Source organism: Streptosporangium sp. CA-135522 (genome assembly GCF_050949235.1).
Classification (GTDB): Bacteria; Actinomycetota; Actinomycetes; order Streptosporangiales; family Streptosporangiaceae; genus Streptosporangium.
The window spans coordinates 607,664-632,671 of sequence record NZ_CP192026.1 but is presented as its reverse complement, the minus strand read 5'-3'; the positions used below and the strand labels follow the sequence as shown (position 1 = coordinate 632,671).

Genomic DNA, 25,008 nt, shown 5'->3' with positions numbered 1-25,008 from the left:
GGTGGCTCCAATGCTGCCGGACATTAGCCCCCAACCGGTAGCCGAACTGGTAGTCGACCCATCGGTCCGATTGAAACGACCGGCCCCACACCGTATCGGGCGATTACTGCTAGTCACGACGTTACGAAGTAGATTGTGGAATTGCCGGTTGATTTCTAGAGTGATCGGGCACGCCGCACCCCCTCCCCCACCGGGATAACGGATGCCAGACACGTGGCCATTCGCCGGGCCTCTCCGTACCGCTTCCGCGGTGGCCCAGCCGGTCCACAGAAATGAGCTCGCTGGACGCGAGGACGCCTCGGAGGATCTCCGGAGGCTCGTTCTGCGTGCCAAAACGGGGGACGCGGATGCATTTGGCACGCTCTACGACCGTTATCTCGACCTTGTCTACCGCTACGTCTACTTCCGGGTCGGATCCCATCCGCTGGCCGAGGACCTCACGAGCGAGACCTTTCTCCGGGCGCTTCGCCGGATCGCCGACTTCACCTGGCAAGGACGCGATTTCGGCGCATGGCTGGTGACCATCGCCCGGAACCTGATCACCGATCACTTCAAATCCGGTAGATACCGCCTGGAGGTCTCGACGGCCGAGGTGATCGACACCCCGCTCGACGGCCCGCACATCCCGGAGAACGCCGTCGTCACCGCGATGATCAACGACCGGGTGCTCAGCGCCGTCCGCGATCTCGGCCCCGAGCAGCAGGAGTGCGTGGTCCTGCGGTTCCTGCACGGCATGTCGCTGGCGGAGACCGCGCTCATCATGGGCAAAAAGAGCGGGGCGATCAAGGCGCTGCAGTTTCGGGCGATCCGTTCCCTCGCCCGCGCCCTCCCCTCCGACCTCGGCTGACCCCGGCTCCGATGTCGATGGCCGCCTACCGCGTAACCCGGCGCGCCGAGCCGTCGTTAGGCAAGTGACATCGATGGATCGTGTTCTGGGGGCGGCAGGGAGCGTTCATGGGTAAGTGGCTGCCCGGAATCTCGCGAAGATCGCAAGCGCGTACCCGGAACCGCGTGTCGGTGCTCGGCGCCCGGATGGGAGGCGGGCCGTGCCCCGAGTTCCGCACGGAGCTGCGCGAGCGCCTCGTCAGCGCCGCCGAGCAGGACGCCCTCACGGGCGCCGCCGGGCCGGACGGCCTTCCCGTCGGGCGGGCCGCCCCGCTGCGGTCCAGGCCACGCCTGTCGCCCCAGCTGCTGAGCCTGAGCCTGGCGGCCACGATGGCCCTGGCGGGACTGGCGACATACAGGTCGATGCCCGGGGACACGCTTTACCCGCTCAAGCGCGCCGCCGAGAGCACGCTGTTCCACCTGAGCGCCGACGACGCCGAACGGGCGGACCGCTCCTTCGACTACGCCGAGACCCGCGCCCGTGAGGTGGAGGAGCTCCTCGGCGCCACCCAGCGCGAGAACCGCCTGATCAAGGAGACCCTCCAGGCGATGGAGGACACCACGCGCTCGGCGGTCACCTCCCTCACCCAGGTGCGGCGCCACGACGCCAAGGACGAGGTGAAGAGCACGCGCAAGCTCAAACGCTTCGTCCAGAAACAACGCAACCAGATCGAAGGAATGCTTCCCAAAATGGATGTGGAGGAGCAGCGCCGGGCCCACGGCTATCTCAACTACATCGAGGGGCTGGAACCGCCCGAATGAGCGTTCTTCCCGCCGGGACGTCATCGCCCGCCGGTGCGACGCGCACCAATCACACCCGCCTGTGCCGGTTAAGCTGAGGTGCTATGAGGCGGCTGATACGACAGCGGGACGAACCGGAGATCGCCGGAGAGGTGGCGGCCGCGGCGGCCGTCGCGATGCCGATGGCCGACCCCGATCCGACCGCGGCCGCTTTCTTCGACGTCGACAACACGATGATGCGCGGAGCCTCCATCTACCACTTCGCCCGGGGCCTGGCCTCGCGCGGCCTGTTCACCACCAAGGACCTGCTCAAGTTCGCGCTCGGCCAGGCGGTGTTCCGGGTCCGCGGCGACGAGAACCCCGAGCACATCGCCCAGGCCCGCGAGACGGCGCTGGCGTTCGTGGCGGGCAGCAAGGTGGAGGACATCATCCGTCTCGGCGAGGAGATCTTCGACGAGGCCATGGCCGACCGGGTCTGGCCCGGCACCCGCGCCCTGGCCCAGAGCCACCTGGACGCCGGCCAGCGCGTCTGGCTGGTCACCGCGACCCCGGTGGAGCTCGCCCGGGTGATCGCCCAGCGCCTCGGCCTGACCGGTGCGCTCGGCACCGTCTCCGAGACCGTCGACGGCGTCTACACCGGCCGCCTGGTCGGCGACCTGCTCCACGGCCCCGCCAAGGCGGAGGCGGTCCGGGCGCTGGCCCGCCGGGAGGGCCTCGACCTGTCCCGCTGCTCCGCCTACAGCGACTCGGCCAACGACCTGCCGCTGCTGTCCCTCGTGGGCCGCGCCGTCGCGATCAATCCCGACAGCGAGCTGCGCGACTTCGCCCGGGAGAGCAAGTGGGAGATCAAGGACTTCCGCACCGGCCGTAAGGCCACCATGATCGCGCTGCCCGTCGCCGCGGGCATCGGCGCCGTCGCCGGCGGCGTGGCGGCCGCCGTCGCCCTGCGCCGCGTCTACCGCACCAGGTGAGCGCTATCGTCGCGGGTGAGCCCCCGTACGGCGGGCGACCCTGTCGAGCAGGCCGATCAGCGCTTCGTTGACGACCTCCGGGCGTTCGAGGCCGATCATGTGACCGGCCTCCGGGACCACGATCAGCCGGGCGCCGGGGATGGCCGCCGCGATGCGGCGGCTGTGGACCGGCGGGGTGAGCCGGTCACGGCCGCCGACCATGACAAGCGTCTCCACCGAGCCGAGCGCGGCCAGCGCGGCGGCCTTGTCGTGGACGAGGAAGTCGCGGAAGAAGCCGACCGTCACCTCGGTCGGAGTGGCCGCGGCCATGTCGTTGACGAAACGCACGTGTTCGCGCGAGGCACGCGGGCCGAAGGCGATGTAACGGGTCACGGGCAGATTCGTGCGTGACTTGAGGGCCGCGCTGCGGTCGATGACCGTGGCGCGGGTCAGCATGCGATCGAACACCAAAGGCGTGACACGGGGAACGAGCCGCCCGATCGGTCCGGGAAGCCCGAACGTGCTGCCGCTCAGCTGACCGGACGAGGTGCTCAGCAGCGCCACCCCGGCCACTCTCGCGGTGAAGACGTCGGGGTGGCGCCCGGCGAACGCCATGACCGTCATGCCGCCCATCGAGTGACCGGCGAGCACCACGGGCAACCCTTCGGGAACGGCCTTCTCGATCACCGCGGCCAGGTCGTCGCCGAGCCGGTCGATCGTGCACGCGCCGAGGGACCCGGCGGAGGACTCCCCGTGCCCGCGCTGGTCGTAGAAGACCAGGGTGGCCCGGCCCGCCAGCGCCTCCCGCTGGAAGTGCCAGCAGTGCCGGTTCATCACCCAGCCGTGCGGCAGGACCACGGCGAACTCCGGCGACTCGGCCTCCTCGACGTCCACCGCGAGCCGTACCCCGTCGTCGGTGACGACGGTGACCGACCTCCCACGATGCCCGCCGAGCACCGTCCGCGCCCGCGCCCCGCGCCGCCGTGAGACGACACCCAGGGCCGCTCCCACGGCGAGCCCCGTGACGGCGGCTTTTACGGCGGTACGGCGTGCGCCCATGGATGCTCCCGCGCTCGGGGGGTCGATGCTGAGCACACCATACCTACCGGATCCACCCGTTGTTAGACGCACCGCCTAATAAAAATCGGCGTAACCCGTCGCCGCGGACAACGCGGCGGGCAGCGGTCGGAAAGCCGTCAGAAGAAGGGCGGGAAGGCGTGGCCGCGCCGGAGGCGGAGCTCGTTCAGCTGCTGCTGGATCACCTCGCGCACCTGGTCGGTGAGGTTGAAGACCAGCATGGGGTCGTCCGCCTCCGCGGGATCGAACTGGTCGGTGCGGATGGGCTCGCCGAACCCGATCATCCACTTGGACGGCAGCGGCACCAGGCCGAGGAGCCCGAACCAGGGAAACAGCGGGGTGATCGGCAGGTACGGCAGGCCCAGGGCCCTGGCCAGGAAACGCAGGTCACCGATCTTGGGATAGATCTCCTCCGCCCCCACGATCGAGCAGGGGACGATCGGCACGCCGGCGCGGATGGCCGAGGCGACGAAGCCCCCTCGGCCGAAACGCTGCAGCTTGTAGCGCTCGGAGAACGGCTTGCCCACGCCTTTGAAGCCCTCGGGGAAGACGCCGACGAGCTCGCCCTTGCGCAGCAGGCGGTCGGCGTCGTCGCGGCAGGCCAGGGTGTGACCGGTCTTGCGGGACAGGTGGCCGAGCAGCGGAAGCTGATAGACCAGGTCGGCGCCGAGGAGACGGACCGCCCGGCGCTCGGGGTGGTCATCGTGCAGCGCCACCTGGAGCATGAGCCCGTCCAGCGGGAGGGTGCCCGAATGGTTGGCCACCACGAGGGCCCCGGAGTCGCCCGGAACGTTGTGCATGCCGACGGTCTCGACGCGGAACCAGTGCCGGTACAGCGGGCGGATCAGCTCCAGCAGCACCTTGTCGGTCAGCTCGGAGTCGAAGCCGAACTCGTCGACCTCGTACTCCCCCGCGACGCGGCGGCGCAGGAAGGCCAGCAGCTCGGCCAGGCCCCGGTCGTCGTCCAGGTCGCCCTGCTCATCGTCCCGGTCGCCCCGGTCATCGTCCCGGTCGCCCCGGTCATCGTCCCGGTCGCCCCGGGATGACGCCGGCCCCTCGCCCCCGGGCGGGAAGCCGTGCCCGCCGGCCGGGGAGTCGTGCGGCACGGACGAGGGCTCATCCGGCACGGACGGGGACTCGTGCGAGGAGCGGGCCCGGGTGATGGGAATCACCTGGGCGTCGTCCGCCTCCGCGGGCTCACCTGCTATGTCGGTCACCAGGCACCTACAGCGTCAAGGCCCCGTCCTTCAGGGCGAGAAGGAAAAATGCGGAACGGTTCTACATTATGGTCTTTGTCTTTCGTTGTGATCGGGTGAAGGTGCCCCGGCCGGCGACGGCCGGACCGGCGCCGTCCGATCGCCCCGGGGACGCGACGGCGCGACGATGATCCTCCAGCCGTCAGGCGGGGCCGCGAACCGCCGGGCCTCGACCGGTCCGTCAGGAAGTGGGGGAATGCCGGCTCGTCACCACGTGGGACAGCAGGTCGATCATGGCCGAGGGGAGGCCGCCGGACAGGTCCCGGGCGCGGACGAAATCCTCGAAGGCGGCGGCGGTCGAGAACTTGGGCCTCCAGCCGAGGGCGGCGGTCAGCCGGGTGGTGTCCACCGCGCGGCCGTGACACATCAGACGCAGCTGCTCCGGGGAGAAGTCGACCAGCCCCGCGCCGCGGGCGAGGTCCCCCAGGAGACGGAACGCGGGAGAGGGCACGGGCAGCGAGAGCAGGCCCGCCCTCCGGGCGCACTGCGACAGCAGGAGCACGCCGTCTCCGGCCACGTTGAACGTGCCGGGATGATCCTCCATCGCCATCCGCCTGAGGACCTCGACCGCGTCGTCCTCGTGGACGAACTGCAGTCGGGGGTCGAACCCGAACACGGTCGGCAGGACGGGCTGGGTGAAGTAACGGGTCAGCGGCGAATCGACGCCGGGCCCCATGAAGTTGGCGAACCTGAGCGTCGAAACGGTCACGTCGCCTCGCCGCCTGGCGAAGCCACGGATGTAGCCCTCGACCTCCGAGGCGTCCTTGGCGTAACCGTGGGTCGGCGGTTCTCCCGGCTCGGCGTCCTCGGTGAAGACCGCGGGGTCGTTCGGGGACGAGCCGTACACCGCGGTGGTGGAGCGCACGACGACACGGCGGACCGTCGCGGACCGCTGACAGGCACCGAGCAGTTGCATGGTGCCGATGACGTTGTGCTCCTTCATGAGCATCCGGCCACCGCTCCGGGGAGGAGCGCTCACCAGGCTCATGTGGATCACCGTGTCGATGTCGGCGGCCGCGATCACCTGGGCGATGTCGGGGCTGCGCAGATCGACGCGGACGAACTCCGTCCGGCCGAGAGGTACGCCGCCATCACGTGAGAGCGAGGGCGGCGGCACCGTGTCTACTCCGATGACCCGGTCGATGTCCGGGTCGGCAGCGAGAACGCTCGCCACTCGGGCGCCGATGTGGCGCGAGACCCCGGTGACAAGCACGGTGTGGGTCATCGGCGCCTCGCAGATCCGCGTTACTACTTCTTGTTACGCCGCTGAATACGGGTCTTCTTCAGAAGCTTGCGGTGCTTCTTCTTCGCCATGCGCTTACGGCGCTTCTTGATCACAGAGCCCACGGGACCCCCAGGTAGCTGGTAGCCGAGATTGTCAAACCGGTGTGCGAACAACACACCGGCTCAACAGACTACCGGCGATCCACGGTAGATCTCCCCCTGGGGGGATCCCGGGCACTTGGAACTCACGACGTGACGACCACGCCGCTACCTCACTGAAGCCTGGACCCGCCGTCCCGGTCCGACCGGGACACCCGGGCCCGCTGGTCGCCCGCCGCGCCGACCTCGTGACCGGTGCGTCTGTCACCGGTCACTCCACTCGTCACCTCGGGCTCGCTCGCTTCAACCCGCCTCGATGTAGGCGTCCCTGAGATAGTCGTGCACCGCCTGCTCCGGCACCCGGAAGGATCGACCGACCCGGATGGCCGGCAGCTCGCCCGAATGCACGAGTCGGTACACAGTCATCTTGGACACCCTCATGACCGTGGCCACTTCGGCCACCGTCAGGAACTTCACCTCGCTGAGAGGTCTTTCGCCTGCACCCATCGGACGCCTCTTCCGCACGTGTTTCCGGGTTATCCCCACTGGTGCCATTGCTCACGCACGTGTACTGCCGTCAGCGTAAGTCGGGACTCCGAGCGCGCAAACCCCCTACTTTCTCAGCCTTCGCAGTCCCACGTCAGCGAAATCAAGAAACTCGCTGGCCAGCAGCAGGACCGCACCCTTCGCCTCGATCTTGGAACGGACCAACTGTCTCTTATTAGAGTCGCCCACAATCCTCAAAAAGTTGGCAAACGGTCGGCGAGCGCGATGGAATGCAGGCGCGAAAAGCCCGTATAGGTATGGCCCGATTTGCGCAACCCTCGCCTCAGAGGGCTCGCACGACCCTCTCGACCAAGTGGTTCGTCAGCGGATCGTAATGTCTGGGTAGCACGTTGTCATCAAGCGGGACGGTCACCGCGATCTTGCCTTCCGCCTCGCCGACGAAGAGAGCCGGGTCGTTGCTGTCGGCGAATCCGACCGTGAGGATTCCCGCCTCACCCGCCGCGCCGGCCCAGCCGTGGTCGGCGACCACCAGGTCCGGGCGGTCGTCGCCGAGCTCTGCGAGCATGGCCCGCATCGGGGCCGGGTCATGGGTGTGCACGAAGGCGCCCCGGTCGGCCAGCATGGCGACGTCGTCCATGTAACGGATCTCACGCTTGCGGCCGAGTCCGGTGCTCCAGTAGGACCAGCCCTCGGCCGGCCCCATCAGGGTCGCGTCGCACTCCCTGGCCAGCCGGGCCAGGGCCATGTGGACGGTGAGCAGGCCGGTGGGGTGACCGGTGGCGAAGAGGATCCGGGCGCCGCCGGTCCGCAGCACCGCGGCGATCGTGTCGCCCATCGCCTCGACGGCGTCGATCGTGCGGTCCGGATCGATGGTGTCCTGACCCTCGCGGTGCTCCGGGTCGGCCACCACCCCGGCGGACTTGGCCATCAGCTCCAGCACGTCGTGATAGGACCAGCGGCCTTCCGGGACCAGGCCGAACATGTAGTGCGGGTCCCGGTTGCCCAGCGACCTGTAGTGGTCGAGGTTGTTCTCCCGGCTGGTCGCCACGTCACCGGCGATGCGGGTGCGGATCAGATGCTCACGAAGGTCGTCTCGTGTCAACGGCGACGCTGCGCGTCGCAGCTGCGGCGCTGCCAAGCTGTGATCTCCCTCGTCACTCATCCGTTCGCCCCTCTCGCGCTCCTCGCGCCCCGATCCGGCTCGCCGGCGCGATCCTCGCGGTCACGGCAGGGGGTCCAGACCGTGGAAGGGGAACACGGCTTTCCTGGTCGCCATGATGGCCCGGTCGATCGGGTCCGCTGGGTCATAACCAGCGGAGAAATCACTAAATTCCGGGCTCCTGCCATCGGTCAGCGTCAGCGGCGGCGTCTGCCCGGTCCGCTCCCTGACCAGCCGGCGCCACGCCTGGGGGGTGACGGTGGCAGGGTCGAGCGGGTGCCCGGAGACCTCGGCGATCAGGTGGGTCCACGCCCGGGGCACCACCTGCACCAGCTCGTATCCCCCGCCGCCGGTCACGACCCACCGGCCGCCCGCGGTCTCGTGGGCCAGCTCGTGCAGCGCGGCGTAGGCGGCGCGCTGGGCGTCGAGGCTGAGCATCATGTGGGCCAGCGGGTCCAGCGCGTGGCTGTCACAGCCGTGCTGGGTGACGAGGATCTCCGGGGCGAACTCCCGCAGAAGCGGCGGGACCACCGCGTGGAAGGCCCGCAACCAGCCGCTGTCGCCGCAACCGGCGGGCAGCGCCACGTTGACCGCCGTGCCCTCCGCGCCGCGCTCCTCGGGGAAACCGGTGCCCGGGAAGAGCGTGCGGGGGCTCTCGTGCAGGCTGATGGTCAGCACCCGCGGGTCGTCGTAGAACAGCGCCTGGACGCCGTCCCCGTGATGGACGTCCACATCGACGTAGGCGACGCGGGAGGCCCCCTGCGCCAGCAGCCAGCCGATCGCCGCCGCCGGGTCGTTGTAGACGCAGAACCCGCTCGCTGTGGCGGCCATCGCGTGGTGCAGGCCCCCCGCGACGTTCACCGCGTGCTCGGCCTCGCCCGTCCAGACCGCGCGGGCCGCGGCCAGGCTCGCACCGGTGATCAGGGCGGAGGCCTCGTGCACCCCGGCGAAGGCGGGGTTGTCCTCGGTGCCGAGCCCATGAGCCGGATCGGGCCGCCCGGTCGCGGAGACCCGCTTGACGGCCTCGATGTAGTCGCGACTGTGGACCAGAGCCAGCTCGTCGTCGGTGGCGGGGGCGCAGCCGGTCACCTCGACCGCGTCGAGCACCCCGAGCTCCTTGGACAGCGCCATCGTCAGCTCGATCCGCACGGGCGCGAGCGGGTGCCCGGCCCCGAAGTCGTAGGAGGTGAGCGCGTCGTCCCAGACGACCCGTACGGACCGGCTCATGCGCCCTCCCTGTTCGATCGCGACGTTGCGCGTCACTCGATCGCGACGTTGCGCGGCACGGCGCGCTCGCTGATCGATCTTCCCCGCCCCGGCCGACGTTACCGCACGGGCGCGGAAGCGGGTTTACACAGTTGCGACAGAGGACAGAACGGTTTTCATCTGAGCGAAATATCAGCACTTATTGCGGTAACTCCGCGCCCTTCGTCCCGGTACGGCATGCCGTACCGGACCATCAGGCCGGGACCGCCCGGCGCAGCCCCCGCACGGCCGGCACCAGGAGCAGGCCGTGAGCCGTCAGCCGCCGGCGAGCTGGCGGCTGCGGTCCCTGGCGGCCTCGATCGCGGCCAGGAAGGCGGCTCGGACGCTGTGCCGCTCCAGCTCGGCGATGGCCGCGATGGTCGTGCCGCCCGGGGAGGTGACGGCCTCGCGGAGGATCACCGGGTGCTCCCCGGAGTCGCGCAGCATGATGGCCGCCCCGACGATCGACTGGGTGACCATGTCGAGGGCGGCGGCGCGCGGCATGCCCAGCAGGATGCCCGCGTCGACCATGGCCTCGACGAGATAGAAGAAGTAGGCGGGGCCGCTGCCGGACAACGCGGTGGCGGCGTCCTGCTGCGACTCGGGGATGCGCAGCACCTTGCCGACCGGCCTGAGCAGGTCCTCGGTCCGCCTGAGGTGCTCCTCGGCGGCGTGGGCGCCCGCCGAGATCACGCTCATCGCCTCGTCCACCAGGACCGGCGTGTTGGACATGACCCGGACCACCGGGATGTCCGCGCCGAGCCGCGACTCCACGAACGACGTCGTGATGCCCGCCGCGGCCGAGATCACCAACCGGTCGGCCGGGACGTGCGCCGCGATCTCGGTCAGCAGGGACCCCATGTCCTGCGGCTTGACCGCGAGGATGATGGTGTCGGCGCTCTTGGCGGCCTCGGCGTTGGAGACCACCTGCACGCCGTAGCGCTCCCGCAGGGCCTCGGCCCGCTCCGCGCGCCGCGCGGTGACCAGCACGTCGCCCGGTTTGAAGCCGGCCCGGAGCAGCCCGGACAGCAGCGCCTCGCCCATCTTGCCGGTTCCCAGAATCGCGATCATGTCGGCGCACCTTGCGTGAGAAGAAGTGGTTGACCAGCCTAGGGGATCGGCTCCCGCGAGCGTCCGAGGTCATGCATGGTGGCTGTGTGCAGCACATTCAAGGGTTGTCGACATCGGAGGGTTGACATGGCCGTCACTCGGATCGACATCGATGACGAGGCCCTCGCCGAAGCCATGAGGATGCTGGGCACCTCGACGAAGAAGGACACCGTGAACGCGGCCCTGCGGGAGCATGTGGCCCGGGTCAAGCGGATCGAAGCGCTGGAAAGGCTCTCTGCGCGTGCGGAGCGAGGCGAGTTCGACGACGCGATCGAAGCACGGCGGGCAAGCAAGGCGGCACGGCGGCAGATCCTCCCTCGACCCGCGGTCTCGCCGATGCGCTGAACCTCTCCGGGTTCCGATCCGTTGCAGGGGTATGCGTATGATCGCGACCTCTCTTCTGGCCGGAAGCCTGCTGCTGGTCCTGGGCTGCGGCGCCGAACACAGCGCCGCGACCACCGGAGCCGGCTCCTCCGCCGCCCGCGGCCCCTCCCAGCCGGTGAGCCACACGGTGCCTCCCCGGGTCGAGCCCACGCACGGCCCCGAGCCGACGACGCCCAAGGGTCACACCGACCACCCGCGCAGGGTGCGGTGGCTCTCGGCGAAGCCGTCCAAGGACGGCCGGAGCCTGCGGATCACCTGGTGGTCCGGGGTGGAGCCCTGCACCGTGCTCGACCGGGTCACCGTGCGGGAGACCCCCAAGCGGGTGACCGTCACCCTCTGGGAGGGCCCGAGCAGCAAGGCCCGCGACGTCGCCTGCATCGCCGTCGCCGTCCAGAAAGTGACGACCGTCAAGCTCAAGGTCCCCCTCGGCGACCGCAAGGTCGTCGACGGCGCCAGGCCCTGAGGGCCGGCGCGACTCCCGCGTCCAGTCGGGAGTCGCGCCGGAGGGTCAGGGAAGGAAGGGGACCTTGCGGCACCCCTTCAGGGGCTCGGGCCGCTGGTCGGTCCAGTCCTGCTCGAGGAAGAGCGTGTAGCCCACCACGGTGCCCTTCGCCATGTCGGGAAGGCCCTCAAGGGCGGTGTGCTGCAGGGCGAGCACCCGGCCCGTCCGCCGGTCCAAGACGAGCTGCCAGTCCATGTGCACCCCCTCGTCACCCACCCGCGAGCTCAGCGACCTGCCCGTCGTGTTGACCCTGACCCCGAGCCCGGTACGGCCGAGCGGGTCGGTCACCTCCCCCAGGACCTCGGTTCCGGGCAGCTCGGCGAGCATCCGCAGCACTCCGGCCTGGAGCTTCGGGCTGGCGGGAAACTGCAGCAGCCAGTTCCCCGCCGTCGCATAGGTCCCCTCGACCTGCTCCTCGGTGAGGTTGGCCTGTCTCCGCTGGTCGTGGAGAGGGCGGAGGAACCGCCGCAGCCCCTCCGGATCCGTGGGGATCGAGTCCAGGTCCCCGGGAGTCAGGGGGCCGTCCCACCTGCCGTTCCGGATCGCCGCAGGGTCGGCCTTCCAGGCGTATCGGCAGTCCGCGGGCGCCGCGGTGACCTTGGCCGGCTCGCACTTCTTCTCCTCGGGGAGGCACCCCTCGGTGTACCGCCACTGCGTGGGGGAACCCGCCGCACGCCACCTGCTCTCGTCCTGCGGCCGGGCGGGACGGCCCTGGGTCCGGGTCTGCCTGAGAGTCGTCTCCCCCGCCTTGCGGGGATGCCATGAAGACCTCTCGGTGGTGGCGTAGATCAGGTAAGACTTGGAGCCTTTGACCAGCGGACGTTCGAGATGACCGTCGACCAGCTTCCTGTACCAGTAGGCGCCGCTCCCCTCGGGGACGCGCTCCGCGGCGGCGGCGAGGTCGTACAACGCCTGCTTCCCGCTCGGAGACGTCGCCACCCTTGTGGCGGGACCGCCTCCTGCTCCGACGCCGGCCGTGACGGCGACAGCCACGGCCGCCGTCGCCGCGGCGGTGGCGACGGCCCACGTCCAGTGCCGGCGTCCGTGTGGAGAGCGCCGGGACTCGGGGGCAGTCAGGCGGTCGCGGGCGCGGGCGACCACCTCGGGGGACGGCGGCGGGGCGTCCGGCAGCGAGGACGCCAGCAGGGTGATCTCATCCATCGTGGTCCTCCTTCAGCGGGTTGACCTCGCCGAGCGCCTTGCGGAGCTGCCGGCGGGCTCGGTTGAGCCGGGACGCCACGGTCCCGTAGGGGATGCCGAGCGCGGCGGCCACCTCGGCGTGGGCGAGGCCGCCGAGCGCGACGAGCAGGACGACGTCGCGGTCGCGCTTGGCCAGGGCGGCCAGCGCCCCCGCGAGCCGGCCGGTCACCTGCCCGGCGGCGACCCTGGCGGTCACGGCGTTCTCGTGGCCGTCCACCTGACCTGCCGCCTCGGTACGGCTGAGCGCCTTCCAGCGGCGCACCTCGCTCCGCCGGTGTTTGGCGAGGAGGTTGGTGGCTATGCCGTACAGCCAGGGCCGGACGCCGCCCCGCGCGGCGTCGAAGCGGTCGCGGTCGCGGAAGGCGACCAGGAAGGTCTCGGATGCGATGTCGTCGGCGGCGTCGGTGTCCAGGCGGCGGGCGACGTAGCGGTGGATCTCGGCGACGTGGGCGTCGAAGACCCGGTCGAAGTCGTCGCGCGGCGACCACTCTCCGGTCTCGCGCCCGAGATCGAGACCGGAAGAGCCGAGATCGGAAGAGCCGATCACGTCCCGGTCCTCGGACCGGGATCAGGGGGAGCGATCACGCGTGCTCCTTCGTTGGGAGACAGGGAACGCCTGCTGTTTCCCGAAGGGCGGGAATGCTTTCACGCCGCACAGGGTTGAGCGGCATAGACTCAAGTCGTTTGACAAACCTCGCACGAGGTTCCACTATGAGTCTGACCGACTCAACTTTGACCACAAGGACGTACTCATGGCACGTGCGGTAGGTATCGACCTGGGGACGACCAACTCCGTCGTCTCGATCCTCGAGGGCGGTGAGCCCACCGTCATCGCCAACGCGCAGGGCTCGCGGACCACGCCGTCCGTGGTCGCCTTCGCCAAGAACGGCGAGGTTCTCGTCGGTGAGGTCGCCAAGCGGCAGGCCGTCACCAACGTGGACCGCACGATCCGCTCGGTCAAGCGCGAGATGGGCACCAACTGGTCCGTCGAGATCGACGGCAAGAAGTTCTCCCCGCAGCAGATCAGCGCCTTCGTCCTGCAGAAGCTCAAGCAGGACGCCGAGGCCTACCTGGGCGAGAAGATCACCGACGCGGTGATCACCGTCCCGGCGTACTTCAACGACGCCCAGCGCCAGGCGACCCAGGAAGCCGGCACCATCGCCGGCCTCAACGTGCTGCGCATCATCAACGAGCCCACCGCCGCGGCGCTCGCCTACGGCCTGGACAAGGAGAAGGACGAGACCATCCTCGTCTTCGACCTCGGCGGCGGCACCTTCGACGTGTCCCTGCTCGACGTCGGCCAGGAGGACGGTCACGGCTTCGTCGAGGTCAAGGCCACCAGCGGCGACAACCACCTCGGTGGTGACGACTGGGACCAGCGCGTCGTCGACGAGCTCGCCACCCGGTTCAAGAACGCCCACGGCGTCGACCTGACCAAGGACAAGATGGCCCTCCAGCGCCTGCGCGAGGCGGCGGAGAAGGCCAAGATCGAGCTCTCCAGCCAGTCGGAGACCTCCATCAACCTGCCCTACATCACCGCCTCGGCCGAGGGCCCCCTCCACCTGGAGGAGAAGCTCACCCGCGCCGAGTTCCAGCGGATCACCGCCGACCTGCTCGAGCGGTGCAAGGGCCCGTTCAACCAGGTCGTCAAGGACGCCGGGATCAAGGTCTCCGACATCGCCCACGTGGTGCTCGTCGGCGGCTCGACCCGCATGCCCGCGGTCGCCGAGCTCGTCAAGGAGCTGACCGGCGGCAAGGAGCCCAACAAGGGCGTCAACCCGGACGAGGTCGTGGCCATCGGCGCCGCCCTCCAGGCCGGCGTGCTCAAGGGCGAGGTCAAGGACGTCCTGCTGCTCGACGTGACCCCGCTGTCGCTGGGCATCGAGACCAAGGGCGGCATCTTCACCAAGATCATTGAGCGCAACACCACGATCCCGACCAAGCGCTCGGAGGTCTTCACCACGGCCGAGGACAACCAGCCGTCGGTGCAGATCCAGGTCTACCAGGGCGAGCGTGAGATCGCGGCCTACAACAAGAAGCTGGCCACCTTCGAGCTGACCGGCATCGCCCCGGCGCCGCGCGGCATCCCGCAGATCGAGGTCACCTTCGACATCGACGCCAACGGCATCGTCAACGTCTCCGCCAAGGACCTCGGCACCGGCAAGGAGCAGACGATGACGATCACCGGCGGCTCCGCGCTGCCGAAGGACGACATCGAGCGCATGATGCGCGAGGCCGAGTCCTACGCCGAAGAGGACAAGAAGCGCCGCGAGGACGCCGAGACGCGCAACAACGCCGACTCGCTCGTCTACCAGACCGAGAAGTTCCTCGGCGAGAACGCCGAGAAGGTCCCGGACGACATCAAGACCGAGGTCAACGAGTCCCTCGCCGAGCTCAAGAAGACGCTCGAGGGCACCGACTCGGCGGAGATCCGCACCGCCGCCGAGAAGCTCGCGACCGTCAGCCAGAAGATGGGTTCGGCGATCTACGCCCAGTCGCAGGCCTCCGAGACCGCCGCCGGCGCCCCCGGTGCCGAGAACGCGGCCGGGCAGGAGTCCGACGACAACGTGGTCGACGCCGAGATCGTGGACGACGAGCCGAAGCGCGAAGACGGCAAGAAGTGACGGCGGGAAAGCCGAGGGGAGCGCGAGCGTGAACACGCGTGAGAACGGTTCCGGAGAGGAGCCGGTGATCCGCGACAACCGCAAGATCGACCCGGAGACGGGCGAGGTGCGCGAGGCGGTCAAGGAGCAGGTCGACAAGGCCGCTCCGGCCGCCGACCTCGCCTCGGTCGAGCTGGCCACCCAGCTCGCCGAGCGCACCGCGGACCTGCAGCGTCTCCAGGCGGAGTACGCCAACTACCGCAAGCGGGTGGAGCGGGACCGGACCGTGGTCAAGGAGCAGGCGGTGGCCGGCGTGCTGGCCGAGCTGCTTCCGGTCCTCGACGACATCGGCCGGGCCCGTGACCACGGGGAGCTCACCGGCGGCTTCGCCAAGGTGAGCGAGTCACTGGAGGCGGCCACCGGGAAACTGGGGCTGAGCACCTTCGGCACCAAGGGCGAGCCCTTCGACCCGACGGTGCACGAGGCGCTCCTGCACAGCTACTCCCCGGACGTCACCGAGCCGACGTGCGTGGAGATCCTGCAGTCCGGCTATCGGATCGGCGAGCGGGTGCTCCGCCCGGCGCGGGTCGCGGTCGCCGAGCCCGAAGAGCCCACGTCAACCGACAACTGATACTCCCATATCTGCGAAGGAACGGAAGATGAGCACCAAGGACTACCTGGAGAAGGACTACTACGCCGTCCTTGGTGTGCCCAAGACCGCCACCGCCGAAGAGATCAAGAAGGCGTACCGGAAGCTGGCCAGGCAGTATCACCCGGACGCCAATCAGGGCAGCACGGAGACCGAGGCGAAGTTCAAGGACGTCTCCGAGGCCTACGACATCCTGTCCGACACCAAGCGCCGCAAGGAGTACGACGAGGCGCGGACGCTGTTCGGATCCGGACTCGGCGGTTACGCGGGAGGTGGGGGGGCCGCCCGCGGGGGCGGGTTCCCCTTCGACCTGGGCGACCTGTTCGGCGGCACCGGCCAGCAGCAGCAGGGCGGCGCCGGCGAGCGCATCGGCGACATCTTCGGGGGCCTGTTCAACCGGGGCGGTGCCGCCGGCCGTACCGGCGGCACGACCACCAGGGCGCGGCGCGGCCAGGACATCGAGTCGGAGGTCACGCTCTCGTTCGGCGAGGCCGTGGACGGCGCCACCGTCTCGCTGCGCCTCACCAGCTCCGCGGCGTGCACGGGATGCGGCGGCACCGGCGCCAAGGCCGGGACCACCCCGCGGGTCTGCCCGACCTGCGAGGGCACCGGCGCGGCCAGTCGCAACCTGGGCAACTTCGCCTTCTCCGAGCCGTGCCGCGACTGCAAGGGCCGCGGCCTGCTGGTGGACGACCCGTGCCCGGTGTGCGAGGGAAGCGGTCGGGGCAAGAGCACCCGCACGATCCAGGCGCGCATCCCGGCCGGGGTCGGCGACGGCCAGCGCATCAAGCTCAAGGGCAAGGGGGCGCCCGGCGAGAACGGCGGCCCGGCCGGTGACCTCTACGTTCAGATCCACGTGAAGCCGCACCCGGTCTTCGGCCGCACCGGCGAGAACCTGACGATCACCGTGCCGGTCACCTTCGCCGAGGCCGCGCTCGGCGCCGAGATCAAGGTGCCGATCCTGAAGGGCCTGCCGGTCACGCTGCGCATCCCCGAAGGCACTCCGAACGGCCGCACCTTCCGGGTGCGGGGCAGGGGGGTGCCCCGCAAGGACGGCACCAAGGGCGACCTGCTCGCCACGGTCGAGGTGCTGGTGCCCCAGCACCTGGAGGACAAGGCACGGGGCGCCCTCGAGGAGTTCCGCGACGCCACGGCGGGCGGTGACCCCCGGGCCGACCTCATCCAACAGGCCAGAAGCGAGTAGCCATGGAAGCCAACTACTTCGATCTGTCGGACGACACCCCCGTATACGTGATCTCGGTGGCGGCCCAGCTCTCGGGCCTCCACCCGCAGACCCTGCGACAGTACGACCGTCTCGGCCTGGTCAGTCCAGGCCGCACGTCGGGGCGCGGGCGCCTGTACTCCACCCGTGACATCGTGATGCTCCGCGAGGTCCAGCGGCTCTCCCAGGAGGAGGGCATCAACCTCGCGGGCATCAAACGAATCCTGGCGCTGGAGACCGAGGCCCTTCGCCTGCGTGACGAGAACCACCGCCTGCGCGCGGAGATGGCCATGATCCGCGCGCTGATCCAGTACCAACTGCCACCCGCCTGACTCCACGAGGCAGGGGGCGAGCCGCGACGCGGAGCGTCGCAACCGACACGCGGGGGCGCGCCGGTGGCCTTCACCCACGGAGCGCGGGGGAAGGGCGGCCCCGCGGCCAGTGAAGGCGCCGGTTACCGGCGCCCCAGCCGCCGAACGGAGTGAGGCAGACAAGCATGGACTACAAGCTCACCCAGAAGAGCCAGGAGGCGGTCTCCTCCGCCATCAGGCGCGCCGCCGCCGAGGGCAACCCGGAGGTCGCCCCGGCACACCTGTTCACCTCGCTGCTCGGCCAGACCGGCGGCACCGCCGTACCCCTGCTGGAGGCCGTCGGCGCCGACTGGAAGCAGCTGCGCACCGAGGCCGAAAAGCAGCTCGCGACCCTGCCGAAGGCGCAGGGCGCCACGGTCAGCGCCCCGTCGAGCTCCCGGCAGCTGCTCACCGTGCTGAACACCGCGGCGCAGCGGGCCAACCAGCTCGAAGACCAGTACGTCTCCACCGAGCACCTGCTGGTCGGGCTCGCCGCGGACGGCGGCCCGATCGCCGCGCTGCTCAAGGCCGCCGGCGCCACCCCCAACGCCCTGCTCGACGCCTTCGAGAAGGTGCGCGGGCACGCCCGGGTGACCAGCGAGACGCCGGAGGACACCTACCAGGCGCTGGAGAAGTACGGCGTCGACCTGACCGAGCAGGCCAGGGCGGGCAAGCTCGACCCGGTGATCGGCCGTGACTCGGAGATCCGCAGGGTCGTCCAGGTGCTCAGCCGGCGGACCAAGAACAACCCGGTGCTCATCGGCGAGCCCGGCGTCGGCAAGACCGCCGTGGTCGAGGGCCTGGCCCAGCGGATCGTCGCCGGCGACGTCCCCTCCAGCCTGCGCGACAAGCGCCTGGTGGCGCTGGACCTGGGCGCGATGGTCGCCGGCGCGAAATACCGCGGCGAGTTCGAGGAGCGCCTCAAGGCCGTGCTCAGCGAGATCAAGCAGAGCAACGGCCAGATCGTCACCTTCATCGACGAGCTGCACACCATGGTCGGCGCGGGCGCCGCCGAGGGCGCGATGGACGCGGGCAACATGCTCAAGCCCATGCTGGCCCGGGGCGAGCTGCGGATGATCGGCGCGACGACGCTGGACGAATACCGCGAGCGCATCGAGAAGGATCCCGCGCTGGAGCGGCGCTTCCAGCAGGTCTACGTGGGCGAGCCCACGGTCGAGGACACCATCGCGATCCTGCGCGGCCTCAAGGGCCGCTACGAGGCGCACCACCAGGTCCAGATCGCCGACAGCGCCCTGGTCGCCGCCGCCGCCCTCTCCGACCGCTACATCACCTCCCGCTTCCTGCCGGACAAGGCGATCGACCTCGTCGACGAGGCCGCCTCCCGGCTGCGGATGGAGATCGACTCCCGTCCGGTGGAGATCGACCAGCTCCAGCGGAACGTGGACCGGATGAAGATGGAGGAGCTCGCGCTCGCCAAGGAGACCGACGAGGGCAGCCTCCAGCGCCTGGAGCGGCTCCGCAAGGAGCTCGCCGACCGGCAGGAGGAGCTCAACGCCCTGGTCGGACGCTGGGAGCGGGAGAAGGCCGGGCTCAACCGGGTCGGCGACCTGAAGAAGAAACTCGACGAGGTGCGCGGCGCCGCGGAGCGGGCACAGCGCGACGGCGACTTCGAGGCCGCCTCGCGACTGATGTACGCCGAGGCTCCCAAGCTGGAGGCCGAGCTCGCCGAGGCCAGCGCGGCCGCCCAGCCCGACGATCCCATGGTCAAGGAGGAGGTCGGCTCGGACGACATCGCCCAGGTCATCTCCTCGTGGACCGGCATCCCCGCCGGACGCCTGCTCGAAGGGGAGACCGCCAAGCTGCTGCGCATGGAAGAGGAGCTCGGCGCCCGGCTGATCGGCCAGAAGCAGGCCGTCCAGGCGGTCTCCGACGCCGTACGGCGGGCACGCGCGGGCATCTCCGACCCCGACCGGCCGACCGGCAGCTTCCTGTTCCTCGGCCCCACCGGCGTCGGCAAGACCGAGCTGGCCAAGTCGCTTGCCGATTTCCTGTTCGACGACGAGCGGGCGATGGTCCGCATCGACATGAGCGAGTACGGCGAGAAGCACAGCGTGGCGCGCCTCGTGGGCGCCCCGCCCGGCTACGTCGGCTACGAGGAGGGCGGTCAGCTCACCGAGGCCGTACGGCGCAGGCCGTACACCGTGGTGCTGCTGGACGAGGTCGAGAAGGCCCACCCAGAGGTCTTCGACGTCCTGCTCCAGGTGCTCGACGACGGGCGGCTGACCGACGGACAGGGCAGGACCGTCGATTTCCGCAACGTGATCCTGGTCCTCACCTCCAACCTCGGCTCGCAGTTCCTCGTGGACCCCACGCTGGACAAGGAAGCCCAGCAGACGGCCGTGATGAACGCGGTCAGGAGCGCTTTCAAGCCGGAGTTCCTCAACCGGCTCGACGACGTGATCCTGTTCGACGCGCTCGGCGTGGAGGAGCTGTCCAGGATCGTGGACCTGCAGGTGGCGCATCTGGCCAGGCGGCTGGCCGACCGGCGGCTCACGCTGACCGTGACCCCGGCGGCACGCGACTGGCTGGCCCTGACGGGCTACGACCCGTTGTACGGCGCACGCCCGCTGCGCCGCCTGGTCCAGTCGTCGATCGGCGACCGGCTGGCCAAGGAGGTGCTCTCCGGCGAGGTGCAGGACGGCGACGAGGTGCTGGTCGACCTCGACAAGGCGAACGACGTCCTGGAGATCGGCCCGGTGCGGGCCTGACCGCCCCGGCCGCCTGACCGCCCCGGCCGAACCGGCCGGGGCCCGGGTAAGGGCTTGACCACCATTGGGCTAAGCCCGCCCCTTGTCAATTCCCCGCTGTTACCTTCGGCAGTCGTCGTACTACCGAAAGCAACAGGAGGATGTGAATGTCCAACGCATCACGGAACATCCGGGGGATCCTCGCGGTGGCGGCGCTCACGGCCGGCGTGAGCTGGGTGGTGACCGCTCCGGCGTCGGCCGGCGGCATGTCCTGCCACGGGCAGGACGTGGTCGAGGTGTTGCAGACGCCGGGATCCGTGGCGGCCGTCTGCGAGGAGACCGGCGGCGTCAGAGGGGGCACGGCCGTCGGCAGGATGACGGCGCCCGGCGGTGAGGCGGCGGCGACCGTGGACCGGCTCGCGCGGATCGCCGGCCTGCCGGGCCTCTCCCGGGCCTCGGCGGTGGTCAGCTTCGCCGACACGGCCGGCGTCGCGGCGGGCGCCGGACTGCCCGCCCTGCCCTCCGGGATGCCGGGCTTCTCCGGCCACTCCCCGGCCGGGACCCTGGCCTCCGCACCGGACCTGCCCGGCCTGCCGGGCACCCCGGGCGCCGAGCTCACCAGGCTCCCGGTCTCGACGGTGCCCTCGGTTCCCGCCTTCACCGATTCGGCGGGCGCGCTGTCCGACGGCGCGGCCCTGCCGCTCCGGCTACCGCACCCGGCCTCGGTGAAGGCCGTGACGGAGGACCTGCCGGCCGCGATCGAGCCGAAGGTCCCGGCCCTGCCGGAGACCGGCCCGGCCGACATCGCCCCGTCGAAGGTCACCTCGAAGGTCACGTCGGAAGTCGCGGAGGGGACCTCCGAGCTCCCGGCACTGGACGGGGTGCTGCCGGCCCTCGGGATCGAATAGGTCCCGCGGCCGCCGTACACGAAGAGGGTCACGCCCGTGAGGCGCGGCCCTCTTCCGATCCGCCTCCCGGCCGGGCACGGCTCAGGGCCGGCGTCCCCGCCCAACGTGACTCACGTGTCAGTGGGACGCGTCGAGCAGGGCGTCGAGCTCGTCCTCCGGCAGGCCCAGGTCCACCCGGATCCGGTAGCGGGTGCGTAGCAGCGCGGTGTACTCCCAGCTGCCCTGCACCGCTGTCTGCGCTCCCTCGGTGGCCCAGTAGTGGGCCTCCCGCAGCTCTCCGTAGGCGACCAGGGTTTCGGCGACCGTGAGCGCGGTGGCCGGGCTCACCCCGCCGTCGGCCCGGATCGCCTGGATCACCTCCCGCCCCTCGTCCGGCTGTTCGAGCTCGAAGAGGGTGTCGGCGATCCCCGCCCGGGGATCGACGCTCACCTCGCCGCCGTCGTCCACCGCCCGCTGGAAACAGTCGAGAGCGCGGGCGGGCTGTCCGGCCTGCCGCCACTCCTCCGCGGCGAGCACGAGAATCGCCGCCCGTGAGATATCACCGGACACGTATACCTTCACCAGCGTTTCCAGCCGCCGGGCGAGGTCTTCGTGGTCGTCGTCCAGGAGTGCCTGCTCAAGCAACCGATCAAGTTGCTCATGTGTCACATGCGCCACATCGCGAGAGTACCGAGCGGCGCTCGACTTCGTCCGCACAACGGCAGGTATTCCTTGTGCAACCCCACGTAAACGATTGCCTACGGTGCGCGTGTTTCCGCAGGAAAACGGGGATATGGCAGGCGACTCCTGCTATCGGGACGCTGCTGTTCGAAGGAGCTGCGATGGGTATGTCCAAGCAGACCACCTTCACGCTGACGTTCCTGGTAGGTCTCTCCGTGCTCGTTCCCGGGTCGGCTGGATATCTGTCCGCCAAGATGGACGCCGTCCAGCGGGCCTACCGCGATCTCCTCTCCCTGGAGAGCCGTCTCCACGAGGAGCGGCTGCTCGCGGCGGCCGAGCAGCCCCGGCTCCAGACGATCGCCGTCCCGGCGATGCCCTGCGCGATCCTGCCGCTGTCCCCGACGAAACGCGGGAAGCCGCACGCACCCCCCGCCCTCATCCCCGTGCCGGTCGAGGCCCTGCCGCGGGAGGCGCTCCCGGCCGAACCCGAACCGGCCGAGGGCCTGCGGATCGAGCCCCTGCCCGCCGAACTTCAAGCGGCCGAACCGGCTGAACCTGCGGAACCGGACGGCGGGAGGATCGGAGACCGGCCGGCCCTGGCCGAAGACGAGCGCGGAAACGGGAGCGAGAACGGGAACGGGCGGCGGGACCACCGGGAGCGGATCATCATCTCCGAGCAGGACGCCGTCGAGGAGGAGCCGCTGCCGTCCGGGTCGCTGCGGAAGATCCCCGCGAGGACCGACGGCGCCACGGCCGATCGGGGAACCACGGCCGATCGGGGAACCGGCCGCCCCGGCTCTGATCGGGCAACCGGCTACTCTCCCGGGCGGAGCGCCGGCCGACCCGCTTCCGAGCAGGCCGATGGTTACTCCCCGCCCGGCCGGAGCCCCGGCGACTCCGGCTCCGGCCCCGGGTTCGACTCCGGCCCCGACGGCTCCGACCCCGGGTTCGACTCCGATCCCGACGGCTCCGGCTCCGACTCCGGTTACGGCTCCGGGCAGGAGGCCGGCCGCCCCGGCCCCGGTCAGACCGAGGCGCCGGCGAACTGACGGTTCAGGTAGCCCCGCACCAGGCGCTTGGCCTCGGCCACGATCTCCGGGGCCCCGCAAGGATCGCGCCGGAAGGCCAGCTTGAGCACCGCGTCTCCGGCCTCGACCGCCACGAGGATGGCCAGGTCGAGCTCCTCGCTGTCGGTCAGGCCGTACTCCTGGAGAAGGAGCCCGCGCAGCCGGCCGGCGATCACCGTGTTGTTGTCGGACACCCCGTCGAGCAGGTTGAGATCGACCACGTCACCGAAGTGCAGGGAGCGGAAACCGGGGACGGTCCGGTGCATCTCCACGTATTCGTCGATGATCGCGTCGACCGCGTCCCACCAGCCGGCGTAGTCCTCCCACAGGAAACGCCGCCCGACGCGGGAGACGAAGCGCTCCACGTGGCGCCGGGTCACCGCCTGGACGATGGCCCGTTTGTCGGGGAAGAACTGGTAGACCGAGCCGATCGCGACACCGGCGCGCTCGGCGATGCGGGTGGTGGACATCGCGTCGTAACCGACCTCGTCCAGGAGGTCGGCGCACGCGTCGAGCATCCTCTCGACACGCCGCGCGCTCCGTCGCTGGGTGGGCTGACGCCGCAGCGAGGCCTCGCCGGGCTCTTCGACAGGCAGGGGGGACACCCCACCATCTTGCCCGCCCGACCCCCTTCGGGTCAGTCCCTATCCAGCAATCGCGAGATTTCTCCGGTCCCGGAGAGCCTGGCCAGGCGGCGCAGGGCCGCCGGAGAGATCCGCGAGAGCGCGTAACCGATCTTCCCCTCGGCGTTCACGGCGACGAGCGGCCGGTCGTGGTGCACCGCCCGGAGGATGTGCGCGGCCACCCGCTCCGGTGGATATCCGCGCCGGGCCAGCGCCCGGTCCGCACCGGCGGCCAGGGCCGCGCGGTCCACCGGCGCGTCGCCGCCGCCCACGTAGGTCGCGTTGTCCGCGATCGCCGTGGAGACGAAGCCGGGGCAGATCGCGGTGACCCCGATCCCCTGACCCGCGAGATCCGCGCGCAGGCAGTCGCTGAGCATCTTCACCGCCGCCTTCGACGTCGAGTAGGCGGGCAGCGTCCTGCTGGGGACGAACGCGGCCAGCGAGGCGATGTTCACGATGTGGCCGCCCTCGCCGCGCTCGGCCATCTGGGCGGCGAACAGGCGGCAGCCGTGGATGACGCCCCAGAGGTTCACGTCCAGGGTCCGCCGCCAGTCGTCGGCCGAGTGGTCCAGGAATCGGCCGGCGACCGCGATGCCGGCGTTGTTGACCACGATGTCGGGCACGCCGTGCTCGCCCCGGACGCGCTCGGCGAAGCGCTCCATCTCCGCGGCGTCCGCGACGTCCACCCGGTAGGCGTGTGCCGTACGCCAGGTCTTGGAGATGGCGTCGGCGGTGCGCCGGGCGGCGGCGAGGTCGATGTCGGAGCAGATCACCTCGGCCCCGTGCGAGGCGAAGGCCCGCGCGGTGGCCCGTCCGATCCCGCTGCCCGCCCCGGTGATCACCACCAGCCGGTCCTCGTACGGCCGGCGCTCCCCCACCCGGGCCCGGCGCAGCTCCCTGGAGGGCGGCGCGCCCTCGATGTGCCCGGCGAACTCGGCGATCATCCTGGCGATGACCTCCGGATGGCTGCGCTGCGCCCAGTGCCCGGCGGCGATCCGCCGGTGCCACATCCGCGGCACCCACCGGTGCAGGGAGGCCAGGAGCGCGGGCGAGACGAAGACGTCCCCGGTGCTCTCGATGAGCTGGACCGGCGTCTCGACGACGGGCTCGGCGCGAGGGGGGCGACCCGTGGCGAACATGTTCGTCCGGTACAGGCCGAGGCCGTTCACCGCGTCCTCGACGAGGGTGTCCGCCGGGTGGCCGGGACGCGGGGTGATCCCCTCGGAGAGCCGCATGGTCCGCTCCAGGATGCGGGGCATCACGGTGCGCCAGGCCAGCTCGGGGACCACCGGGGCCTGGAACGCCCCTATGTACCAGGAGCGCAGGAGCTGCCCGGCGACCTCGCTGCGCCTGCCGTGTCTCATGAAGTGGGCGGCCTGCTCCAGGCCGGGACCGCCGAAGGAGGTGAAGGAGGCGATCCGCTCCTTGATTCCCGGCCTGCCGGCCAGCTCCCATCCCTGGATGGAGCCCCAGTCGTGGCCCACGAGGTGCACGGCCGGCTTGCCCACGGCGTCGAGGACGGCCGCCAGGTCGGCGGCCAGACGGTCGTAGGCGTAGCCGGCGTGGTCGCGCGGAGCGCTGGAGCTCCCGGCCCCCCGGACGTCGTAGCGGACCACGTGGAAACGGTCCTTCAGCAGGCCGGCGACCTCGTCCCAGACGCGGTGCGTGTCGGGGTAGCCGTGCATCAGCAGCACCGTGGGAGCGGCTGGATCGCCCTCCTCGAACAGCGCCAGCCGTACGTCACCGGACTCGACCCATCGCATCGCGGCCTCCTACTGGACGGATTGTCCAAACAGTAACCCGGCGAGACAGGGCTCCCCCAGCCGGGCCCGCGGCCGAGACCGGCGGGCTGGGCCGAGGGCTGCGGCGGACTCGGCCG

At 70.5% G+C, this 25,008-nt stretch carries 24 protein-coding genes and 1 pseudogene; 12 read left to right on the top strand and 13 right to left on the bottom strand.

The annotated features are described in order from the left end of the window. Positions 1 to 250 precede the first annotated feature (250 nt). From ACQPYK_RS03080 to ACQPYK_RS03070, 3 genes are all read left to right on the top strand, one after another. Positions 251 to 847 carry a sigma-70 family RNA polymerase sigma factor gene (locus ACQPYK_RS03080; RefSeq protein WP_433249821.1) on the top strand — a complete coding sequence of 199 codons (597 nt, stop codon included), beginning with the start codon at positions 251 to 253 and terminating at the stop codon, positions 845 to 847. A 107-nt stretch (positions 848 to 954) separates the two neighbouring features. Further along, on the top strand, positions 955 to 1,647 hold the full coding sequence (locus ACQPYK_RS03075) for a DUF5667 domain-containing protein (RefSeq protein WP_433249818.1): 693 nt from the start codon (positions 955 to 957) through the stop codon (positions 1,645 to 1,647). A gap of 83 nt (positions 1,648 to 1,730) precedes the next feature. Further along, positions 1,731 to 2,597 carry an HAD family hydrolase gene (locus tag ACQPYK_RS03070; RefSeq protein ID WP_433249815.1) on the top strand — a complete coding sequence of 289 codons (867 nt, stop codon included), beginning with the start codon at positions 1,731 to 1,733 and terminating at the stop codon, positions 2,595 to 2,597. Between the two features lie 3 nt (positions 2,598 to 2,600). Here the strand turns inward: ACQPYK_RS03070 and ACQPYK_RS03065 are convergent, their stop codons facing one another. The 8 genes from ACQPYK_RS03065 to proC form a co-directional block, all read right to left on the bottom strand. Continuing rightward, positions 2,601 to 3,635 carry an alpha/beta fold hydrolase gene (locus tag ACQPYK_RS03065; protein ID WP_433249812.1) on the bottom strand — a complete coding sequence of 345 codons (1,035 nt, stop codon included), beginning with the start codon at positions 3,633 to 3,635 and terminating at the stop codon, positions 2,601 to 2,603. A gap of 137 nt (positions 3,636 to 3,772) precedes the next feature. Beyond that, complete coding sequence (locus ACQPYK_RS03060) at positions 3,773 to 4,861, bottom strand: lysophospholipid acyltransferase family protein (protein ID WP_433258686.1); 1,089 nt, start codon at positions 4,859 to 4,861, stop codon at positions 3,773 to 3,775. 229 nt (positions 4,862 to 5,090) lie between these two features. Next, entirely contained in the window at positions 5,091 to 6,134 is a 1,044-nt protein-coding gene (locus ACQPYK_RS03055) for an NAD-dependent epimerase/dehydratase family protein (RefSeq protein ID WP_433249809.1), read from the bottom strand. A gap of 23 nt (positions 6,135 to 6,157) precedes the next feature. Beyond that, entirely contained in the window at positions 6,158 to 6,256 is a 99-nt protein-coding gene (locus tag ACQPYK_RS03050; protein WP_018654693.1) for a 30S ribosomal protein bS22, read from the bottom strand. Positions 6,257 to 6,535: 279 nt separating this feature from the next. Further along, positions 6,536 to 6,739: a helix-turn-helix domain-containing protein gene (locus ACQPYK_RS03045; RefSeq protein WP_012887307.1), complete on the bottom strand. Its 204-nt coding sequence runs from the start codon at positions 6,737 to 6,739 to the stop codon at positions 6,536 to 6,538. 322 nt (positions 6,740 to 7,061) lie between these two features. Further along, a complete protein-coding gene (locus ACQPYK_RS03040) occupies positions 7,062 to 7,877 on the bottom strand; it encodes a phosphatase (protein WP_433249805.1) in 816 nt (271 codons plus the stop codon). A gap of 84 nt (positions 7,878 to 7,961) precedes the next feature. Further along, on the bottom strand, positions 7,962 to 9,125 hold the full coding sequence (locus ACQPYK_RS03035; RefSeq protein WP_433249802.1) for an acetoin utilization protein AcuC: 1,164 nt from the start codon (positions 9,123 to 9,125) through the stop codon (positions 7,962 to 7,964). A gap of 294 nt (positions 9,126 to 9,419) precedes the next feature. Continuing rightward, complete coding sequence (gene proC / locus ACQPYK_RS03030; RefSeq protein WP_433249799.1) at positions 9,420 to 10,214, bottom strand: pyrroline-5-carboxylate reductase; 795 nt, start codon at positions 10,212 to 10,214, stop codon at positions 9,420 to 9,422. A 126-nt stretch (positions 10,215 to 10,340) separates the two neighbouring features. Here proC and ACQPYK_RS03025 point away from each other — a divergent pair, with 126 nt between their 5' ends. After that, a complete protein-coding gene (locus tag ACQPYK_RS03025; RefSeq protein WP_433249796.1) occupies positions 10,341 to 10,598 on the top strand; it encodes a type II toxin-antitoxin system VapB family antitoxin in 258 nt (85 codons plus the stop codon). Between the two features lie 37 nt (positions 10,599 to 10,635). Beyond that, the gene (locus ACQPYK_RS03020) at positions 10,636 to 11,100 is read left to right on the top strand and encodes a hypothetical protein (RefSeq protein WP_433249794.1); all 465 of its coding nucleotides are present in this window, start codon (positions 10,636 to 10,638) and stop codon (positions 11,098 to 11,100) included. Between the two features lie 45 nt (positions 11,101 to 11,145). Here the strand turns inward: ACQPYK_RS03020 and ACQPYK_RS03015 are convergent, their stop codons facing one another. Together ACQPYK_RS03015 and ACQPYK_RS03010 are read right to left on the bottom strand one after the other, a co-directional pair. Beyond that, positions 11,146 to 12,300 (bottom strand): CU044_5270 family protein, encoded by a 1,155-nt coding sequence (locus ACQPYK_RS03015; protein WP_433249791.1) that lies wholly within the window; start codon positions 12,298 to 12,300, stop codon positions 11,146 to 11,148. Next, positions 12,293 to 12,886: an RNA polymerase sigma factor gene (locus tag ACQPYK_RS03010; RefSeq protein WP_433249788.1), complete on the bottom strand. Its 594-nt coding sequence runs from the start codon at positions 12,884 to 12,886 to the stop codon at positions 12,293 to 12,295. The genes ACQPYK_RS03015 and ACQPYK_RS03010 overlap by 8 nt, the downstream gene beginning before the upstream one ends. 205 nt (positions 12,887 to 13,091) lie before the next feature. Here ACQPYK_RS03010 and dnaK point away from each other — a divergent pair, with 205 nt between their 5' ends. The 6 genes and pseudogenes from dnaK (at position 13,092) to ACQPYK_RS02980 (ending at position 20,779) form a co-directional block, all read left to right on the top strand. Beyond that, complete coding sequence (gene dnaK / locus ACQPYK_RS03005; protein ID WP_433249785.1) at positions 13,092 to 14,963, top strand: molecular chaperone DnaK; 1,872 nt, start codon at positions 13,092 to 13,094, stop codon at positions 14,961 to 14,963. A 28-nt stretch (positions 14,964 to 14,991) separates the two neighbouring features. After that, positions 14,992 to 15,573, top strand: coding sequence for a nucleotide exchange factor GrpE (grpE, locus tag ACQPYK_RS03000; protein WP_433249782.1), 582 nt, complete (start codon positions 14,992 to 14,994; stop codon positions 15,571 to 15,573). Between the two features lie 28 nt (positions 15,574 to 15,601). Beyond that, a complete protein-coding gene (gene dnaJ / locus ACQPYK_RS02995; protein WP_433249779.1) occupies positions 15,602 to 16,795 on the top strand; it encodes a molecular chaperone DnaJ in 1,194 nt (397 codons plus the stop codon). Between the two features lie 2 nt (positions 16,796 to 16,797). Then, positions 16,798 to 17,050, top strand: a pseudogene (locus ACQPYK_RS02990) (heat shock protein transcriptional repressor HspR); the annotation flags it as partial. A 259-nt stretch (positions 17,051 to 17,309) separates the two neighbouring features. After that, positions 17,310 to 19,892 (top strand): ATP-dependent chaperone ClpB, encoded by a 2,583-nt coding sequence (gene clpB / locus ACQPYK_RS02985; protein WP_433249776.1) that lies wholly within the window; start codon positions 17,310 to 17,312, stop codon positions 19,890 to 19,892. A 146-nt stretch (positions 19,893 to 20,038) separates the two neighbouring features. Continuing rightward, positions 20,039 to 20,779 (top strand): hypothetical protein, encoded by a 741-nt coding sequence (locus ACQPYK_RS02980; RefSeq protein ID WP_433249773.1) that lies wholly within the window; start codon positions 20,039 to 20,041, stop codon positions 20,777 to 20,779. A 117-nt stretch (positions 20,780 to 20,896) separates the two neighbouring features. Here the strand turns inward: ACQPYK_RS02980 and ACQPYK_RS02975 are convergent, their stop codons facing one another. Further along, complete coding sequence (locus ACQPYK_RS02975; RefSeq protein WP_433249770.1) at positions 20,897 to 21,427, bottom strand: hypothetical protein; 531 nt, start codon at positions 21,425 to 21,427, stop codon at positions 20,897 to 20,899. A 173-nt stretch (positions 21,428 to 21,600) separates the two neighbouring features. Here ACQPYK_RS02975 and ACQPYK_RS02970 point away from each other — a divergent pair, with 173 nt between their 5' ends. After that, a complete protein-coding gene (locus ACQPYK_RS02970; RefSeq protein ID WP_433249767.1) occupies positions 21,601 to 22,488 on the top strand; it encodes a hypothetical protein in 888 nt (295 codons plus the stop codon). On the opposite strand, the gene ACQPYK_RS02965 is transcribed toward ACQPYK_RS02970, so the two are convergent. Together ACQPYK_RS02965 and ACQPYK_RS02960 are read right to left on the bottom strand one after the other, a co-directional pair. Beyond that, complete coding sequence (locus tag ACQPYK_RS02965) at positions 22,464 to 23,111, bottom strand: TetR family transcriptional regulator (RefSeq protein ID WP_433249764.1); 648 nt, start codon at positions 23,109 to 23,111, stop codon at positions 22,464 to 22,466. The genes ACQPYK_RS02970 and ACQPYK_RS02965 overlap by 25 nt on opposite strands. A gap of 32 nt (positions 23,112 to 23,143) precedes the next feature. After that, positions 23,144 to 24,892 (bottom strand): SDR family oxidoreductase, encoded by a 1,749-nt coding sequence (locus ACQPYK_RS02960; RefSeq protein ID WP_433249761.1) that lies wholly within the window; start codon positions 24,890 to 24,892, stop codon positions 23,144 to 23,146. Positions 24,893 to 25,008: the final 116 nt, after the last annotated feature.